This is a genomic window from Nocardia seriolae NBRC 15557 (assembly GCF_007990715.1).
Taxonomy (GTDB): domain Bacteria; phylum Actinomycetota; class Actinomycetes; order Mycobacteriales; family Mycobacteriaceae; genus Nocardia; species Nocardia seriolae.
Genome location: NZ_BJWY01000059.1, coordinates 1 through 17750, shown reverse-complemented (window position 1 = coordinate 17750; position 17750 = coordinate 1). Strand labels below are relative to the sequence as shown.

At 66.1% G+C, this 17750-nt stretch carries 16 protein-coding genes and 2 pseudogenes; 9 read left to right on the top strand and 9 right to left on the bottom strand.

From position 1 onward, the window contains the following. The first annotated feature begins 34 nt into the window (after positions 1-34). Complete coding sequence (locus NS2_RS18795) at positions 35-1012, top strand: hypothetical protein (RefSeq protein ID WP_033088784.1); 978 nt, start codon at positions 35-37, stop codon at positions 1010-1012. A gap of 3 nt (positions 1013-1015) precedes the next feature. Here NS2_RS18795 and NS2_RS18790 read toward each other — a convergent pair whose 3' ends face one another. From NS2_RS18790 to NS2_RS18780, 3 genes are read right to left on the bottom strand one after another with little or no spacing between them, the layout of a single operon-like run. Continuing rightward, the gene (locus NS2_RS18790; RefSeq protein ID WP_033088785.1) at positions 1016-1309 is read right to left on the bottom strand and encodes an MTH1187 family thiamine-binding protein; all 294 of its coding nucleotides are present in this window, start codon (positions 1307-1309) and stop codon (positions 1016-1018) included. Further along, positions 1306-1881: a TerD family protein gene (locus NS2_RS18785; protein ID WP_033088786.1), complete on the bottom strand. Its 576-nt coding sequence runs from the start codon at positions 1879-1881 to the stop codon at positions 1306-1308. Before NS2_RS18785 ends, NS2_RS18790 begins: the two co-directional genes overlap by 4 nt. A 17-nt stretch (positions 1882-1898) precedes the next feature. Then, a complete protein-coding gene (locus tag NS2_RS18780; RefSeq protein WP_228102654.1) occupies positions 1899-2408 on the bottom strand; it encodes a pyridoxamine 5'-phosphate oxidase family protein in 510 nt (169 codons plus the stop codon). Between the two features lie 555 nt (positions 2409-2963). Between NS2_RS18780 and NS2_RS18775 the strand changes: the two genes are divergently transcribed. From NS2_RS18775 to NS2_RS18755, 5 genes are all read left to right on the top strand, one after another. Next, complete coding sequence (locus tag NS2_RS18775; RefSeq protein ID WP_063865021.1) at positions 2964-4397, top strand: stealth family protein; 1434 nt, start codon at positions 2964-2966, stop codon at positions 4395-4397. A gap of 80 nt (positions 4398-4477) precedes the next feature. Beyond that, positions 4478-5287: a DUF4389 domain-containing protein gene (locus NS2_RS18770; protein ID WP_052086619.1), complete on the top strand. Its 810-nt coding sequence runs from the start codon at positions 4478-4480 to the stop codon at positions 5285-5287. A gap of 103 nt (positions 5288-5390) precedes the next feature. Beyond that, positions 5391-5768, top strand: a complete 378-nt coding sequence (locus NS2_RS18765; RefSeq protein ID WP_033088788.1) for a hypothetical protein — start codon at positions 5391-5393, stop codon at positions 5766-5768. A 921-nt stretch (positions 5769-6689) separates the two neighbouring features. Then, complete coding sequence (locus NS2_RS18760) at positions 6690-7553, top strand: DUF5753 domain-containing protein (RefSeq protein ID WP_033088790.1); 864 nt, start codon at positions 6690-6692, stop codon at positions 7551-7553. A gap of 9 nt (positions 7554-7562) precedes the next feature. Next, complete coding sequence (locus NS2_RS18755) at positions 7563-7898, top strand: DUF397 domain-containing protein (protein WP_033088791.1); 336 nt, start codon at positions 7563-7565, stop codon at positions 7896-7898. Between the two features lie 186 nt (positions 7899-8084). Here the strand turns inward: NS2_RS18755 and NS2_RS18750 are convergent, their stop codons facing one another. Further along, on the bottom strand, positions 8085-8405 hold the full coding sequence (locus NS2_RS18750; protein ID WP_033088792.1) for a winged helix-turn-helix transcriptional regulator: 321 nt from the start codon (positions 8403-8405) through the stop codon (positions 8085-8087). Positions 8406-8508: 103 nt separating this feature from the next. Here NS2_RS18750 and NS2_RS18745 point away from each other — a divergent pair, with 103 nt between their 5' ends. The 3 genes from NS2_RS18745 to NS2_RS37620 all read left to right on the top strand — a co-directional run bounded on the left by NS2_RS18745 (position 8509) and on the right by NS2_RS37620 (position 11376). Next, positions 8509-9564, top strand: coding sequence for an LLM class flavin-dependent oxidoreductase (locus NS2_RS18745; RefSeq protein ID WP_033088793.1), 1056 nt, complete (start codon positions 8509-8511; stop codon positions 9562-9564). Positions 9565-9779: 215 nt separating this feature from the next. Next, positions 9780-10361, top strand: coding sequence for a beta/gamma crystallin domain-containing protein (locus NS2_RS18740; protein WP_228103006.1), 582 nt, complete (start codon positions 9780-9782; stop codon positions 10359-10361). A gap of 133 nt (positions 10362-10494) precedes the next feature. Next, on the top strand, positions 10495-11376 hold the full coding sequence (locus tag NS2_RS37620) for a glycosyltransferase family 2 protein (protein WP_052086621.1): 882 nt from the start codon (positions 10495-10497) through the stop codon (positions 11374-11376). Positions 11377-11518: 142 nt separating this feature from the next. Here NS2_RS37620 and NS2_RS18730 read toward each other — a convergent pair. The 5 genes and pseudogenes from NS2_RS18730 to NS2_RS18710 all read right to left on the bottom strand — a co-directional run. After that, positions 11519-12415: pseudogene (locus NS2_RS18730) on the bottom strand (phosphodiesterase); the annotation flags it as partial. A 159-nt stretch (positions 12416-12574) separates the two neighbouring features. Next, positions 12575-13972 (bottom strand): MATE family efflux transporter, encoded by a 1398-nt coding sequence (locus NS2_RS18725; protein ID WP_033088794.1) that lies wholly within the window; start codon positions 13970-13972, stop codon positions 12575-12577. A gap of 350 nt (positions 13973-14322) precedes the next feature. After that, positions 14323-15354, bottom strand: a pseudogene (locus NS2_RS18720) (PLP-dependent cysteine synthase family protein); the annotation flags it as partial. Between the two features lie 62 nt (positions 15355-15416). After that, positions 15417-16787: a type III PLP-dependent enzyme domain-containing protein gene (locus NS2_RS18715; protein ID WP_228102653.1), complete on the bottom strand. Its 1371-nt coding sequence runs from the start codon at positions 16785-16787 to the stop codon at positions 15417-15419. 46 nt (positions 16788-16833) lie between these two features. Further along, positions 16834-17748, bottom strand: coding sequence for an ornithine cyclodeaminase family protein (locus tag NS2_RS18710; protein ID WP_147207230.1), 915 nt, complete (start codon positions 17746-17748; stop codon positions 16834-16836). Between the last annotated feature and the right edge of the window lie 2 nt (positions 17749-17750).

The following is a 17750-nucleotide window of genomic DNA, read 5'->3' as shown; positions in this document are numbered from 1 at the left end:
TTGCCTCGGCCTCGTTTGGGCTAGCGTCTGAGGGGTGCATGCTTCGGGGCGCGAATCGATCACCGAGTACTACCCGTCGAGAACGGGTGCGGTCATCGCGCTGGTCTTCTTTCTGGTGATGACCGCGCTACCCGGTTTCGTGGTGTTCGACGGTAATGAGCAAGCGGTCATGCGGGTGCTGGGCGGATTGGCCATGGCGTTGTTCGGTTTCGGGGTGTACGCCATGGCCGATGATCTGATCCGCCCGCAGCCGACCCGGCTGATGACCGATCACGGCTTCACCTATCGCGGGTTCCCGCACGTGGCGTGGACCGAGGTGGACCGGGTGCGCCTCGGCATCGGCCGCCTGCGCAAGGGCGGCCGCGCGGAGCTGTTCGCCGAGGTGGTGCTGCGCGATCCCGCCGAATTCCGCGGCCGCGTCCAGGCTCTCGGCGATGTCGTCGCCCGCCGCCATGCCGACCGCCCGCTGTTCATCGTGGCCGAGCGACTACCGGTGCCGGTGCCCGAGGTCGTGGAATCCATGCGCGAGCACCACCCAGGCCTGATCGTGAGCACCGCCGACGACGCCCCCGCCGATCCGCCGCCCGCCGCCCCGCCGCGCTCGCCCGACCGCGACATGGTCGAAAGCGCCTTGGTCAGTGCCCTGACCGATATCCTGCCCGCCGACTGGGGTGCCGCCGTCCTCTGGTTCTCCCTGGTGGGCGATGACGGCCACGCCGGTGTCCAACTCGACTCACCCGACGCGGATCCCACCGAGCAGGAGCCCTCCGAGGAAATCCTCATGCTCCTCAACCGCCTCAAGGAAGTCTGCTACGACCAGATGACCGGAACCTGGCTCAGCGGCCAGCTGGTCCTGCGCGCCGACTCCACCAAGGCCCAATTCACCTTGTCGTTCAAGGAAATCCCCGACTGGCTGCCGCTCCCGGATCCGGCCGAGTGCCGCCGGGAACTGGCCACCTACCCCCGCGCGGGCGACGAAATCCCCACCTGGCTCCGCCAGCGCATCGGCTGAGGCTTACTCGGCGAGATACCGTTCCACGGTTTCGACCTTGGCGGTCATGGCATTCGTGACGCCGGGCCGGATGTCGGCCTTGAGAACGAGGCTGCACCGGGGAGCCACCGCCAGGATCGCATCGGTGGCCTGCTTGACCACCGCCATCACCTCGTCCCACTCACCTTCGACGGTGGTGAACATGGCATTGGTCTCATTGGGCAGCCCGCTGGCGCGCACCACACGAACCGCTTCGGCGACGGCGCGGCCGACATCCGCACCGGCGCCGAGCGGGGAGACCGAGAAGGCGACGATCAAACGTTCACGCCGTAATCGCGGGCGATACCGGCCAGGCCGGAGGCGTAGCCCTGCCCGATGGCGCGGAACTTCCATTCCGGACCGTGCCGGTAGAGCTCGCCGAAGACCATGGCGGTCTCGGTGGAGGCGTCCTCGGACAGGTCGAAGCGGGCCAGCTCGGAGCCGGTCGCGGCGTCGATCACGCGAATGTAGGCATTGCGGACCTGGCCGAAGGACTGGCGGCGGGTGTCGGCCTCGTGGATGGAGACGGGGAAGAAGATATTGGTGATGGTCGGCGGCATGGCGGCCAGGTCGACATTGATCACCTCGTCGTCGCCGTCGCCCGCGCCGGTGAGGTTGTCACCGGTGTGCTCGATGGTGCCCTCGGGGGAGCGCAGGTTGTTGTAGAAGATGAAGTGCGCGTCGGACAGCACGCGCTGGTTGGAGCCGCAGGCCAGGGCGCTGGCGTCCAGGTCGTAATCGGCTCCGGTGGTGGTGCGTACGTCCCAGCCGAGCGCCACCGAGACCTTCGTCAGGTTCGGGGCCTGTTTGGACAGTGAAACATTTCCGCCCTTGGCCAAGCTGACAGACACACGGTCTCCTTCGATACTCAGTTCCGGTCGGCCGCCATGGCTTTGAGCACCGCGACCCGTTGCTCCAGATAGCGTAGTTCGGAGTCGTCCAGGACGGTGCGTTGAATTCCCGTGGCCACCGCGAATGCCGACTGCCGGTGATCGTCGATCACCTCGACCTTCAGCTCCACCGCCACGTAATCGTCCGCGCCCGGCAGCGGGTCGGCCACCACCTCGGCGGTGCCGCGCGCGCACAGCGCCACATTGCCGCCGCCCAGGATCAGCAGCGCCACCGGGGGCCGCTCCCGCAGTCGCGCCAGCGAACCGCGATCGGACTTGAGGCTGAGCAGGATTCGCCGATCCCCGGCGCGCACCGGCCACGAGACCGGGATGGCGTGCGGTGCGGGATCGGTGGTCACCAGGACCGCGATGGTGTCGAGCGGCCAGTCGGGTAGGACGTCCAGTTCGGGGTGATCCTGCTCGCCTGCGGTGTTGCCGGTTACTGCCACTGTCGAGGGCTCCTGACGTTCCCGTGCTTCGGCCACCATCCGCGTCACCTCACCATCGGGTCGCGCACAGCGGGCTGGACTGTGCTGTGGCAAGTGTATGCCGTTGTCGCGCTGGCCCGCTGGCGTCCGCGGTGCGTCCCCATCCTGCGAGCCTTGTCCTGTTTGTCGGTTACGTCTGTGAAAACATAGCCGGACCTGCGGGGAAACGGATTGACGAGAAGCGATAACGGTTGCATCATTCGTTACAGTCCCTCGTCTGAACGAGGTCATGCGAGTAACCGGCCGATGACCGTCCGGTGAAGCTCGTCCGCCCACAGCGGCTTTTCCCCGAGCGCCGTGGTGTCGACGAACGCGAAGAGCTTTTCCGCCGGCGCGACAGGCGTCATGTGAACGAGTGAGGTGAGTGCGAATGGGATTCCGGCCGTATCAGCGACGACCGTGGAACACACCTCGCACCGCCCTGTCCGCTCCGTTCTTCTGACTGCGCAACAGTTTTCACGGCATGCGCCGGCCCCGGGTCCCCGCCCGGGCCGGCGCGGGGCCGTGTCGGCGCGGGGGAGCAGTGAGTGAAGTGCGAACAGAGCGGAGACGGTGATGGTGAACGAGTGGGTGGGTGGCGCGACCGTGGCGAATCTGGTGGTGTCGAATGCGGTGATCGACGATCTGCGCCATCTGCGTGGGGAATTGACCGCCGCCGAAGTCCCGTACCTGCTGGTGCGCGACGCATCCCACCGGCTGGTGCTGGCCGTGGACAGCGGTCATCGGGCCGCGCTCAGACGGGTGCTCGGGGCCGCCGTGGTCGCCGGGTTCTCGTGCAATGAGAAGCAGCACAATGTCTTCCGGCTCGGCCGCGACCTGGACACCGCCCATCACATCGAGATCGAGCTGTGGGAGTACCACGGCGACACCGTCGAGTGCCCGCGCCCGAATGCGTTGACCCGCATGGTCTTCGACGTCGCCGACGTCGAGCCGACCACCGTGCTGCTCTACGACGCCAGCTGGCCCACCCTGGCCGGCATGTTCACCCCGCACCCGACCGACGTCGGTTTCGATATCGACATCGTGTTCTCCTGGGTGGACGGCACCGACCCCGAATTCCGCGCCCGCCGTGCGGGAATGCTGGCCCAGGTGGTCGTCGGCGAGGGCGACGACGCGGATGCTCGCATCCGCCAGATCGACGAACTGCGCTACGCCCTGCGCTCGGTGCACAAGAACGCCCCGTGGATCCGCCGCATCTTCATCGCCACCGACTCCCGGGTGCCGGACTGGCTGGCCGAGGATCCGAAGGTCACCATTGTCCGTGCGGTGGACCATTTCTCGGACATCAGCGGGCTGCCGGTGTTCAATTCCCATGCGATCGAATGCCAATTGCAGCACATCGAGGGACTGTCGGAGCACTTCCTGTACTCCAACGACGACATGTTCTTCGCGCGCCCCGTGCGCCCGTCCATGTTCTTCACCCCCGCCGGCGTCAGCCGCTATATCGAGGCGGGCACCCGAATCGGCCCCGGCGCCAACAACGAACGCCGCAGCGGCTTCGAGAACGCGGCCCGCGTCAATCGCGCCCTGCTGACCCAGCGTTTCGGTCACGTCATCACCCGCCACCTCGAGCACACCCCGGTTCCCCTGCGCCGCAGCGTCCTCCACGAAATGGAACAGGTGTTCCCCGAGGATTTCGCCCGCACCCGCGCGAGCCGTTTCCGCGCCGCCACCGACATCTCGGTGACCAATTCGCTCTACCACTACTACGCCCTGCTCACCGGCCGCGCGGTGCCGCAGGAAGCCGCCAAGATGCGGTACGTGGACACCACCATGTACACCGGCCTGGCCCTGCTCGACGGCCTCGCCAAACGCCGCAATGTCGATTTCTTCTGCCTCAATGACGGCAGTTTCCCGGAGGTCCCGGAGGCCGAACGGGTGCGCGCCGTCAGTGAATTCCTGGATACGTACTTCCCGGAAGCGGCCCCCTGGGAGAAACCGGAAGCCGCGGTGAGCACGATGACGGCCTTCGAATCCGGCGCGGCCTGAGACTCGGACCGCCGACCATATGGGACGCTGGCCAGGAACGTCACTTTTCCGTCTGTACAGACCAGGAAGCGAGTGCGGGAATGGCCGAATACCCGGCTGTAGAGCCGACCCCGGAACCCATTGTCGGGCTGGATGTCTTCCCGCCCGAACAGCAGCGTCGCTGGACGGTCCTGCTCCGCGCGATCCTGGCCGTCCCGCACCTGCTGATCCTGATCGTCATCGGCCTGGCCTCGGCGGTGGTGGCCTTCCTCGGCTGGTTCGGTGCACTGTTCACCGGTGCGCTCCCGGCCTGGTGCGGCGATTTCCTGCGTGCCACCCTCGCCTACACCATCCGGGTGCTGGCCTACATGTACCTGCTGGTGGACGCGTATCCGCCGTTCAGCCTCGACGTCGACGCGAATTACCCGGTGCGCGTGCAGTTCCCCGCCCCCACCCGCCTGAACCGGTGGGCGGTGTTCTTCCGCTTCATCCTGGCGATCCCGATCCTCGCCTTCACCAGCTGGCTGTCGACGGGCTGGACGGTCATCGCCGTCATCATCTGGCTGATCATGCTCGTCACCGGCCGCATGCCCGCCGCGGTCTTCCAGGCCACCGCCGCCGTGCTGCGCTGCCAGGTCCGCACCGACGCCTACTGGCTGATGCTCACCCCGACCTACCTGACCCAGCCCTTCGGCGACGGCCCCGTCCCCGCACCGGGTGAGGTCCCGCCGCCCGGCTTCGTCCCCGCCTCGCCGACCCGTCCCCTGCTGGTCTCGCAGGCCGCGAAGGTCCTGCTCTGGGTCATCCTGATACTCGGCATCCTCTGGAGCATCTTCAACCCCGGCCCGGACTACAGCACCGACGACCAGCCCACCCCGACCCACATCGAATGGCCGCAGCCCACCCCCTGATCGCACCCGATCCCCAATTGCCCTGCGACCACCAATTGCCCTGCGACGTGCGCCGATAGTGTGCTGTTGGTATCCGATTGGTGCCCCCGCCCATCCTCGTGCCATGACCAAGAAGTTCCTGGCCGCCGCCCTCCTCGCCGCCGCCTCCACCGCCACCATCCTCGGCTCCGGCACCGCCTCCGCCGACGACAACCACATCTACTTCGCCTACGGCACCGACAACGGTCACGTGGACGGCCGCCTCATCGGCTTCAGCCACGACACCTGGAAACTCGACGCCCGCGGCGGCCAGGTCATGATCGTCGACGCCAACCCGAACTGGTCCGACGTGGTCGTCACGATCACGGGCCCCACCGGCACCCTCTCCTACCAGCGCCAGTGGTCCCGCGTCACCCTCCCGGTCACCGGCACCTACGAGTTGACGGTCACCTCTCCCCACCACAACACCATCGACTACGGCATGAACGTCAAAATCGACTGACCCCCAACAGAACACGAGCCGTGGAGCGCCTCCGGGGTGCGCTCCACGGCTTTTTTCATGCTCCCGTCGCCCGCATGGACTTGGTCACCCGCGACAGCCGGTTGATCTTCTCGAAATGGCCCTCGCCGCTCCGATTTCCGGATGTGAAGTCGGTCGACTCGAACCGCTCCCCATTGCATAGAGTGATTCGCCCGCTCGAGCCGACCGCTGTGATGACGCACCGGACATCGTCGCGTCCCGTCATCCGAAAGCGGACCGGCGCACCCACTTTCACCCAGTCCGGCAGCCTGATCACGGCCGCCTCCCCGCCCGCTCGTCGCGCAACCGCACGAGATGTCTTCGTAGCGCGCACCCAGCCCGTTCGCACGCCTCGCTGTGAGCCCGCAGCAGGGCCTCGATATCCCGATCGGAGAACACCGCGTCACGAGAGGGTCGGGCGTGCCAGGAGGGGTGATCGCGCAGCGACGCAGTGCGGTCCCGCCCGGGCGGATCGGCAGGTGCCACATAAGGATTGGTCATCATTGACTCCGATGTCAGAAGAGGTTGCGCGTCACCACGCGCGATGCCTGCCATGCCTGCGATGACGGTTCCGTAGCGGTATGCGCGGGAATCCACCCGCGACCTGCGCCGAATCCTCGGATGCGGACGAGGCGGCATCGGTGAAACCCCACCGAGCGATGGCCGTGAGGGTCGATCCAATGCCGGTAATCAGAAGTAAAAACCAAACGTCCCAAAGCATTACGTCAGCCCCTAGCTGAATACGCTTGTGGATACAGGATTTTGATCAATAGCGGCTTCGTGCCGTGTCTATGCAGTGAACCATACTCTGGTTTAGTAAACCTGGCAATGAATCTCTTGGGGTGTTCGAGACCTCTTGGGCTACGGTTGGGGCACCCCACTGCAGGGAAGAATCGAGGTCAGATGGCTCCGGTGTCTCCGACGGTTGCGCGCTGGGAACTGATGTTGCGCATCGGCTCTCGTGCCGAGGAGCGTGGCGAGAAGGGGCACATGCTCGCGCGGGCGGTCGATGTGACTCCGCAGTACTGGTCGAAGGTGGTGAAGGGGCGCGGCGTCCTGACCGAGGGGAAGCTGACGACGCTTATCAAGCTGCTCGAGTTCGAATCCGACGAACGGGATGAACTACTTGAGTTGCGTGAAGTCGCCAAGGGCAGTCATCCGTTCGCCGAATATTCCGCGCTGTTCAATGATCAGCTCATGCGCTTCTACGGCCTGGAGGCCGGCGCACAGAGTATCCGCAGCTTCGAGAACGTCGTGATACCAGGTCTTCTCCAGACCGAGGACTACATGCGCGTCCTCATGAAGTCCCGAGTGACAACCTATAGGCCGACCGAAGTCGAGCAACGGGTCAGTGCGCGATTACGTCGACAGCGGCGGCTGGAAGATCCCGACCCGCTCGAACTCTCGGTGGTGGTGGGGCAGGCGGCATTGATGTACAAGGTCGGCGGAGATGACATCCGCAGCAGGCAACTGCAGCATCTGATCTCCATGGCGGAACGGCATCCGGGCATCCTTGACCTCCGTGTCATTCCGTACGAGGCGGGCAGCGACATCGCAAGCCTCAATTCCGCTACCTTCCACCTCTTGGGCTTCGAAACCGCCCGCCTCCCCACGCTGGGCTGGGCTGAATCTGCCGCCTACTTCGAGATTGTCGATGAGCCGAAGCGAGTCACCGCACTCGAGTACCACTTCAACCAGATCCAATCGATCGCGCTCGACCGCGAGCGGTCGCTCGGTCTGATCAAGGAGGTCGCAGGCCGGAACTAAGGTGAAAACGTGAGTACCGAGTTCTTCAAGTCCACGTTCAGCGGCGGTGAAGGAACCTGTGTCGAGATCGCCCATCGCACCGACCGTGTTGTCATCCGAGACAGCAAGTACGCGGGTCCACCTCACATTCAGCCGATTCTCGAAATTGTCGCCGCCCTCTGGCCCACCTTCCTGGACCTGGTGCTGAGCGGCGAATCCGGCCGAATCGGAGATCGCCTGTCCCTCAACCTCTCAGCCGACGGCAGCGCGACCATCGACGACGCCCAAGGCTTTACTCTCGACTTCGACCCCGCCGAGTGGACCGCCTTCACCAAGGGTGTAGTCAACGGCGAATTCACCTTCTGAACAGTGCTTTAGCAACTTCACTGGTCTTCCGGCCTGAACCGCTTCCGCTGCTGGATTCTGCCCGGCGGGAGTTGGATTCGGTTGCTGGAACACAAGATAACTGGGCGTACACCGCCTCCCTGGAGAAACTGGTCAGCCTCCTGACGGTTGGCTGAGAGGTCGGGCTGATCGAACCGGTTCGGCGGACTACTTGGAGCGGTGGGCGGCGGCCCACTCCTTGCTCCAGGTCAGGACGGCGGCGAGGACGGGTTCGAGCTTGGTGCCGATGGGGGTCAGGGTGTAGCGGATCTCCACCGGGCGGGCCACGGTTACCTGGCGTTCCACCACCTCGGCTTGTTCCAGTTCCGTGAGGCGTTGGGAGAGCATGGCGTCGGTGATGCGGGGGATGCGGTCGCGTAGTTCGTTGAAGCGGTGGGGGCCGGTGAGGAGGTGTTGGAGGATCACGCCGGTCCAGCGTTTGCCGATCAGTTCGATGGCGGAGTGGAAGTCGGGGGTGGGGTCGGGCATGGAGTCATCCTAGACATGCATAGTTGGTATGGTCTTGATAGTGCACTATAAAAAATATAGTGTGATGGCGTAGTCGAAAACGGACGCCTTGGGAGGGGTTGTCATGACCATCGATATTGGGATCGCTTCGTTGGCCGATATGCAGGCGGTCACCGTGGACGGGGCCGGGCGCACCGCCGCGGAGCGGATCGAGCAGATCGTGTCGCTGGGCGAGCTCGCGGATCGGTTGGGGCTGGGTCACTTCGGGGTTGGGGAGCATCACAATCTGGATTTCTCCGTGTCGTCGCCGGCGGTGGTGCTGGCTGCGATTGCGGCGCGGACGGAGCGGATTCGGCTGACGAGTTCGGTCACCACGCTCGGGGCGCTGGATCCGGTGCGGGTGTATCAGGATTTCGCGACCGTGGATCTGATCAGTGGGGGGCGGGCCGAAATCGCGGTTGGTCGCAGCGCTTACCCGGAACCGTTCACCCTGTTCGGTGTCGATATGAGCCGCTACGACGAGCTGTTCGCCGAGAAACTCGAACTCCTGCTGCGGATTCGGTCGGAGCCGGTGGTGACGTGGCGGGGCGAGTTCCGCGCCGCACTCGAGGATGCCGCCGTCACCCCGAGGGCGGTGCAGGATCCGCTGCCGGTGTGGCTGGGAGTGGGCGGCACCCCGTCCAGCGCGGTCCGCGCCGGAACCCTCGGCCTGCCAATGATTCTGGGTTACATCGGCGGACCGTACGAACGCCTGCTGCCCCTGGCCGAAATCTATCGGGAAGCAGGTGAACGAGCAGGCCACGCCGACAAACTCCGCCTCGGCGTCGCCCTGCACTACTTCGGTGCGCCGACCATGGAAGCGGCCGCCGCGACCTATCCGTACTACTACGACTTCCTGCGGCCCAAGCACACCGGCGGCGGTGGGTTCATCGTGACGCCCCAGCAATTCCAGCGCGGACTGCAACCGGGGCAGCACCTGATGATCGGAACCAGCGAGTACGTCACGGCCAAACTCGCCGAGCTCCACGATGTGATCCGTTTCGATCGCGTTCAGGCGCTCGTCGACTGGGGTGGTCTGCCAAGACAATTGGTGGAGGAATCGATGCACCGCCTCGGTGCGGAAATCGCGCCTTCGCTGCGCCGCCTCGCCGATGCGACGCGGTCCGTCGCGGCCGGTTGAGGTCCGCCGCCGCGGCATTCCGACCGCGCGGCTTGTAAATACGTTGTGCTGCAAGGAAATTGGGGACTTGCGGCTCTGGCGGGTCATGTTGTGGGTCGAGACAATGGATGGGCGGCGCCCGCCCGCGGCTCGGGGAGCGGGTGATGTAGTGGCGATGCGCATTCGATAGCCACTGTGGAAGGCACGGAGATGACCACCCAGAATCGAATCAAGCCATCTTCTTCACCGCTCGTCAGTACGCGGGTGAACCGTACGTGTACAGCATCGACGACGGTGTAGTCGAAGTCCCCGGGCAGCTCAACGACAAGTTCCTGTCGGTCAAGGTCGGTGCGAACGCGAAGGTGATGGCTTGGCAGCACTACGGATTCGGTGGTGCCTACGCCGAGTGGGACACCGACCAGCCCGACATCAGCGGCATACACGGGCTGTCGGTGTTCACCGTCACCTACCGCAGCACGCAGTTCATAATGGCGCGCTTCGTGAATGCCACCCAGACCGACCGGACGCTCGCGATGAAGGTCAACACCGCCGGCGCGGATCCCGGGATCAGTGAGCGGTGGCTCGCGCAGGACGACCCGCACTTCTCTCCGATCGCCCTGGCGTTCGAGGACGGCAGACAGGTGACCACGGCGCTGTATGTCCGCGACGAGAACACCTACATCTTCAATCCCACCGGATCCTGCTACTTCCGGTGGAACAGGACCACGGATGCGGTCGAGTTGGATCCGGGCGTGAACTTCCCGCAGGGCATGAGCCACAAGCAGGCCAGCGCCAACGAATTCATCTTCGAACTCTGACAACCACATTCGACCGATACGAGAACTCGGGGCACCAGAAGGAGTGCCCGCAGTTGTCGCGGCTTGTCGGTTTCGGTGGCCTCTTGAACGATCATGGGGACTTTTTACAACGCACGAAAGCCGTTGAGTGCCAATGATCTACCAACCGGAGAACCCCGAAACCGACTCTGCCGGACCGATGCTGTCGGTCGTCATCCCGGTACTGAACGAGGCGCGGTGCATCCGGCGCACCCTCGACCGGCTCTCGGCGCAGGACGCCGTCCACGAGATCGTCGTGGTGGACAATGGGAGCACCGACGGGACACGCGAAATCCTCGGTGAGTACGCGCGTGTCAATCCGAAGGTGGAGGTGATCGACGAGTCCGAGCGGGGTGTGGCCCGGGCCCGGAACACCGGATTCGACAAGGCGCGTGGTGAATTCATCGCCCGCACCGATGCCGATACCGTCGTCGATGCCGACTGGGCAGCGGTGATCCGGGATCAGTTCGTTGCGCATCCCGGCATTGCCGCGCTCACCGGAATCACCACCTACTTCGATTCGCCCGTCGGTTTCTTTCTGGAGTTCGGTTACTGGCTCCAGGCCAGGCGCGGCAAGCTGGGTGGCCGGGTCGGCAATATGCACGGCCCGAACATGGCCATCCGGGCCACGGCGTGGGAGCGGCGGGTTCGCGAGGACACCGTCACCCGGCCCGATGTGATCGACGACCTGGACTTGGCCTTGTGCCTGACCAAGGTCGGACTGCACATCGAGCAATCGACGACCATGCGCGCGCAGACCTCGGCCCGCCGCCGCCGAACCAGCCCGGCCGGATGGTGGCGGTTCCAATTGAGCGGGCTGCGCACGATCACGAACCAGGGCTATGCGGTGCTGCCCTACCATCGGCTGATCATTATGGGCGCGTGGGCAACTCACACCGTCCAATGGCCGATCTACCGGTTCTGGGATTTCGAGCGCCGCCGATTCTCCTTGCGCCCGGGGCAGGAACGCGAGTTTCCGCTGATCGCCTCGCGGTGAACGTCAGCGCGTGAACCATGATCGATTTCGGATGCGGCGGAAGCGGATTCGGCTCCAGTCGCAGTACTCGCGGCCTCCGTCCGAGGACTGTCTCGCCGTCGGATTCGGGGGCCTCGGTCCGGCGGCGGAGGACGTGTGGGATTCGGGCCGCCGGGGGGATGACGATGCCGGCGTCGGCGAGTTTATTGGCGGCCTGCTCGGGATCCGAGGGGTTGCCGACGGTGGGGCCGTGGCCGATGGGGACCACGGAATGCACGATGGTGTCGGGGTAGACGTGGACGTAGTTGAAGGCTTGGGCCCCGTCGCGGCCGCGCTGGCCGCCGTCGGCGGCGGCCATGTCCTGGCTGTAGCAGGTGGCGGAGGCGACCGAGACCGGGATGCCCGCGAACAGGGCGGTGCTCGAAAGGTGCAGGTGCCCGGCCAGAATGGCGCGGACGTCGGTGCCGTCGAGAACGTCGGCCAGGCGGCGCTGGTCGCGGAGTTCGACCAGGACGGCCAGGTCCTGCACGCAGGGGATGGGCGGGTGGTGCATGGCCAGGATGGTGCCGAAGGGGGCTGGTTCGGCGAGTACGTCACGTAGCCAAGCCAATTGGGCGTCGGTGATCTCACCCCCGTGGTGGCCGGGGACGGTGGTGTCGAGGGCGACGATGCGTAGGCCGTCGAACATGTGGACGGTGTCGTACGGTGCGACGGAACGCTTTTCGTCGAGTAGGTGCTCGCGGAGTTCGGCGCGGCTGTCGTGGTTGCCCGCGACCCACACCACGGGCGCGCCGATGCGCTCGGCCCACGGCTCGACCAGATCCCGCAGCTTGCGGTATGCGCCCGGTTCGCCCTGGTCGGTGAGATCGCCGGTGAACACGATGGCGGTCGGCGCGATGCCGCTGGCCTCGGCCTGCCCCAGCAGCGTGGACAGCCGCGCCTCGGCGTCGACGGCACCGTAGAGCTCGGTGTCGGCGGCGATCAGGTGGGGGTCGCTGAAGTGGAAAAGCACATGGTCTGGCTTCGGATACTCGGCGACTCGCGTGATGTACACGGACATCCTCCCCGGCGTCGTTGATGGTGTGCGCCCTTGGCTCTGCCGATTCTGACGAGATTTGCGCTTGCCGATATCGTCGCCAGAATAGCGAAAGCCGTTTCTTTCAGCTTGCCTGCGGCCAGTGACGACATGCTTGCGGGAAGGTGAGATTTGGGTGTCGGGCTAATGCCCGAGGCTACCGGCCAGCACCCGCGGATGTTCCTGCTCACGCACATGCAGCAGGGTGAAGAAGCGGCGCAGCATAAGGGCAGCGGTGGTCGCGAGACCGGCGGTGAGACCCCACCACACGCCCGCCGCACCCAGGTTCGCGGGGAAAGCGAGCAGCAGCGCAGTGGGCAATCCCACAACCCAGTAGCCCACGAGGGACAGCCGGAAGCCCGCCCTGGTGTCCTTGAGCCCGCGCAGCAGCCCGACGCCGATGTTCTGGGCAGCGTCGAAGAATTGCAGCACGACGGCGATCAACAGCAGTGTGTGCGTCAGCGCCACGGTCGCGGAATCGCTGTCGGCCAGGAACGGCCGCAGCACCCAATCCGGCGCCAGCGCATAGGCGATTCCGGTGACCCCCGCGACCAGCCCCGCGCAGCGCAGCGCCAGCCACGCCACCGACCGCGCGTGCGCGAACTCCTCCCGCGCCACCGCCTTGCTGACCAGGATCGACGCCCCGTGCGAGAGCCCGATCGCCACCTGGAACACGATGTAGACGATCTGGTAGACGACATTGTGGGCGGCCAGCGCCGCGGCCCCGATGCCGCCCATCACCAGCGCCAGCACCGAGAACATCCCCGCCTCGGACCCGTAGGTGAGCGCGATCGGCGTGCCCAGGCGCAGCTCCTCACGCACCGTCGCCGCGTGCACCGGCCACATCCGAAGCGGCAGGGTCGCAACGAGTTTCGGATCCCGGCGCACCATGGTCCAGAACACCCCGAAGGTGATCATGAAGACCAGCGAGGTGGCCACGCCGACACCGGTCAGCCCGAGCTCCGGCAGACCCGCCCAGCCCTGGATGAAGGCCAGCGCCAGCACCAGATTCAATGCCACCGACCCCAGTGTCACCAGCAGCAGCGCCTGCGGCCGCTGCATCCCGACCGTGTACTGCCGCAACACCTGGAACCACAGGCACGGCACCAGACCCGGGGCCAGCGCCACCATCATCGGCCGCGCCTGCGCCAGCACCGCGGCGTCCTGCCCGAGCCAGCGCAGCGCCCAGCCGAGCCCGATCAGCAGTGCGCCGCCGAGCAATCCGGCCAGCGTCGCGATCAGGAAGCTGGACCGCACCACCTCCCGGACCTGGTCCTCGGCCCGCCGCCCCTGCTTCTCGGCCCGGCTCACCACCGTCGCCACCTGATTGCCGGTGCCGGTGATCAATCCGACGCACATGGTCCGAATCTGGTTGAACAGCACCAATGCCAGCCCGCCCGCGGCCACCTCCCGCACGCCGAGCGTGCCCATCAACGCGATATTGGTGGTGGACACCGCGACCTGGGCGCGCTGAGTCAAAGCGATCGGCGTGGCCAGCGAAGTCAGCTGTCGCCCATCGGATTGCCGGAGCGCTCCGGTCATTTCGCGGCAGCCCCATCCAGATCCATTGCCGGATCCGGCATCAGGATGGTGTGCGTGTTCTCGGCGCTCCGCATGCTCGCCAGCACCTGCGCGACCTGGGTGGCCTGATCGGTGAGCCGCTGCCGGTGCTTCTCCAGCGCCAGATAGACGTGATCGTCGTTCCCGGCGGCCAGCAGTTCGGCGATCTCGTGCACCGGCATGTCGACCAGGTGCAGCAGGTGAGTCAGCTTGGCCTGCGGCACCTGCCGATCGGCGTAATCCTCGAGCGTCGCCCCGGCCAGCCCGTTCTCGATGGCGAAGGTGTCGGGCAGCGCGTAATGCAGATGCCGCAGCACCTCGATCTCCCGCGGATCCGGGCGATGCCGCGGCCGGTACCGCTCGAGCAGCCCGGCGACCTCCGCCTCGCGCACCTTGTCGATCAGATCCCGGTCACTCATCCACTCGTCGTCGAAGACGGTGTCCAGGTATTTCTCCCCGTCGTCATTGATCACCACGACCACGGTCGAATGGTCCGGGAACTCATCGAGCCTGGTGAGCGCGGCATAGACCGAGCTGCCCGAGGACCCCCCGATCATCAGCCCGAGCCGCGCCGCCAGCGCCCGCGTGGTCGCGAAGGCGTCCACATCGGACACCTTGATCCGGTCCCGCTCGTCGATCCGACGCAGATCCTGATCCACGTGCACCCCCGGCACCGCGCCCTCGGGCGTCCCGGTCCCGGATTGCCAATAGTCGTGCGCCGGCCCGCCGAACGCGATGGACCCCTCCGGCTCGACCCCGATCAGCCGCGCATCGCAGCCCCGATCGCGCAGTCCTTGCGCGGTGCCGAACAGCGATCCACCGGTCCCCACGGCCCCGAGGAGAATGTCGATTTTGTCCAGATCTTCGAGCAGTTCCTCCGCCAGCGAGAAATAACCGACGCCATTGGCCAGATTCTCGTGCTGTGCCGGAAAGAAAGCGTCCGGACCCTCCAGGTCCGCCATCTCGGCCGCCCGTTCCTCGCGGACCGACGTCGAGAGCCCGTCCCCTTCGTCGGAAACGAATTCCAGCTCGGCCCCCATGGCCTGCATGGCGTTCAGTTTCGCGCTACAGGCGTGATGGTCGACCACCGCGGTGAATCGATATCCGCGCTCCCGCGCCACCACGGCCAGCCCCAATCCGGTGTTGCCCGAGGTCGATTCGATAATGTGCCCGCCCGGCCGCAGCAGCCCCCGCCGCTCGGCGTCCAGCACCATGGACCGCGCCATCCGGATCTTGGCGGCCCCGGTCGGGTTCATGGTCTCCAGCTTGAGAAATAGCCGGGTTCCGGTTTTATCGTCGACCGCCAACTCGAAGAGTGGGGTTTGTCCGATCAGCTCCGAGACGCGCCTGGCGACGACGGGCATTTTAAGGCTTCTCCTTCAGGAATTTGTGGCGATCGGACATGGCGGCGATCAGACACGCAACGTTAGTCCAACGGGCCGGGGTCTTCCAGTTCCCAATCGAAACTTCGCGAACCGTCCGAACTTCGTTTCAGCAGTACCTTGGGTGGAATTGGTAGCTGATGGAATGCGGATTCGTTCGAATCCATCTGATATCCGGCCGTATTGGGATAAATGAGCAGATCGTCCGTTTGTGCCGCGCGGGGGAGCGGGATGCGCCGCCACGACAGCATGTCGTCCTCCAGGCAGGAGGAACCGCCGACGCAGGTCGGGGTCACCGCGCCCGGATATTGCGGCCACAATGCCGGGTCCGGCAGGTATTCGCTGTCGAACCACTGCTCGGACAGGCTCAGGCTGGTGCCGTCCACGGTCAGGATGACATAGGGAATCTCATGTGCCAGACGGACTTTGACGCCCTGGACGCGGAAGACCGTGCAGCCCGCGCGATCCAGGAGGGCGCGGCCGGGTTCGATCGCCAGCCGGATGCCGGAGGTTCGCAGGCGGCGGCCGAGTTGATCGTGGTCGAGCACCGCGGCGAGCATGGCGGGGCCGGGGACCGGGCAGTGGTAGGGGTAGTAGGAGCCGGGTTGGGGGGCGCGGTCGCCGTGGAACCAGTGCGGATTCACACCGTCGAGGAAGGCGTGCCAGGCCTCGGCCGGGACGTAGTCGACACCGAAACCGCCGCCGATGGAGATGGTTCCGACGTACTCGTGGCCCAGGGTGCGGGCCTTGTGGCAGAGCTCGATGAGCTCGGCGGCCAGGCGGGCGCGCGGTGGGATCTCGTAGCCCTGGAGATGAAAACTGAAGCCCTCCAAGCGAATCGCGGAGGGATCGGTCAGGGTCAGGGCCAGGTCGAGTTCGACCTGGGTCATGCCGAAACGGCTGGGTGAATCCGGCGGGAGCACTCGCAACACCACGCGGGTCGGAATGCCGAGATCGGTCAGGCGGGCCAGCTCGTCCAGATCGTCGATGGCCACCAGCGCGCCGTAGGTCGCCGACATCCGCAGCAGCTCATCGGATTTCGCCGGACCGGTGACCATCAGGTCGATGCCGCGAATGCCGCCGCGCAGGGCGGCACGGAATTCCTGCGGACTGGAGACGTCCACGCCGACGCCGGTTTTCGCGCAGGCGCGGACCACGCTGGGGGATTTGTTGGCCTTCTTGCCGTAGTAGATGTCACCCATGACGCCCGTCTGCCGGAAGACCTGCTGGAAGGCGTCGATATTGTGGACGACCCGGGCCGGATACATGATGTGGAACGGTCGGTCGATCCGTCTCGACAGGGTGCGCAACAGATCCGGATCATCCAGCAGTTGCTGTTCCCAGCTGTCGCGATGCGCGGGCATCGGAGTGGCGGTGATATCGGAGATGCCGGGCGGCACGGTGAGCGGCTTCACGGTGTCGGTCAGCGTGCTCTCCCTTCGCCGGGGAATCGCCTGCGCCTCAGTCCCATAGCGACACCTCCGTGCCCCGGCCCTCGGCGATGGCGCGATTGGCCAGGGCGTGCGCGACGGCGATGTCGGTGAGGACCAGGCCGCTGTTGTAGACGAAGATGCGTTCGTCGTCGGTGAGGCGGCCGACGGCGCGGTGGTCGAGGATCTGGGGTAGCTCGGCGTCGACCCGGCGTAATCGGCCGTCGGGACCGGCCATGTCGGTGCCGGTCAGGGCCATCTGCTCGGCGCTGGTGGCGACCACGCGGTCCGCCTCGGTCAGAGTCGAGGGGGCCAGGCCGTAGCCGACCAGCACCACGGTCGTGCCGGGGGAGAGATCCTTGGCCTCGATGGCGACCCGGGTGCCCGGTCCGGCGGTGGCCAGAATGATGTCGGCCTCGCGCGCGGCCACGTGCGGATCGCTGACGATCTCCAACTCGGCCCGCGGATGATGCTGCGACAGTTGCTGGTACACCGCCTCCAGGCCCTCGGTATGGGTGCCGTAGAGCATCAGCCGGTTCAGGTGCGGGTTGGCCGCCAGCAGATGCGGCAGCGCGTTGCGGCCCTGGGTGCCGGTGCCGATCAGCAGCACGCTGCGCGCGCCCGGCCGCGCGCACTCGCGGACCAGCAGGGCCGACACCGCGGGTGTGCGCAGGGCTCCGACGCGGGCGCAATCCATCAGCGCGATGGGCGTTCCGGTGGCGTCGTCGTAGAGCGAGATGGTGGTGAAGTACCGCTTGTTGGAGCGATCGTGGTGGGGATCGAACTTGTAGCTGGTCTTCATGGCCACCACCCGGCGGCGGCCGTCGCGGCCCAGCATGGCGTAGGCGACCGACCAGCCGTCGGGATGCGCCACGCTGAGCTTGCGGGGATTGTCCGAATCGCCGCCCGCGAAGGCGAGATACGCGTCCTCGACGGCGCGCACCACCT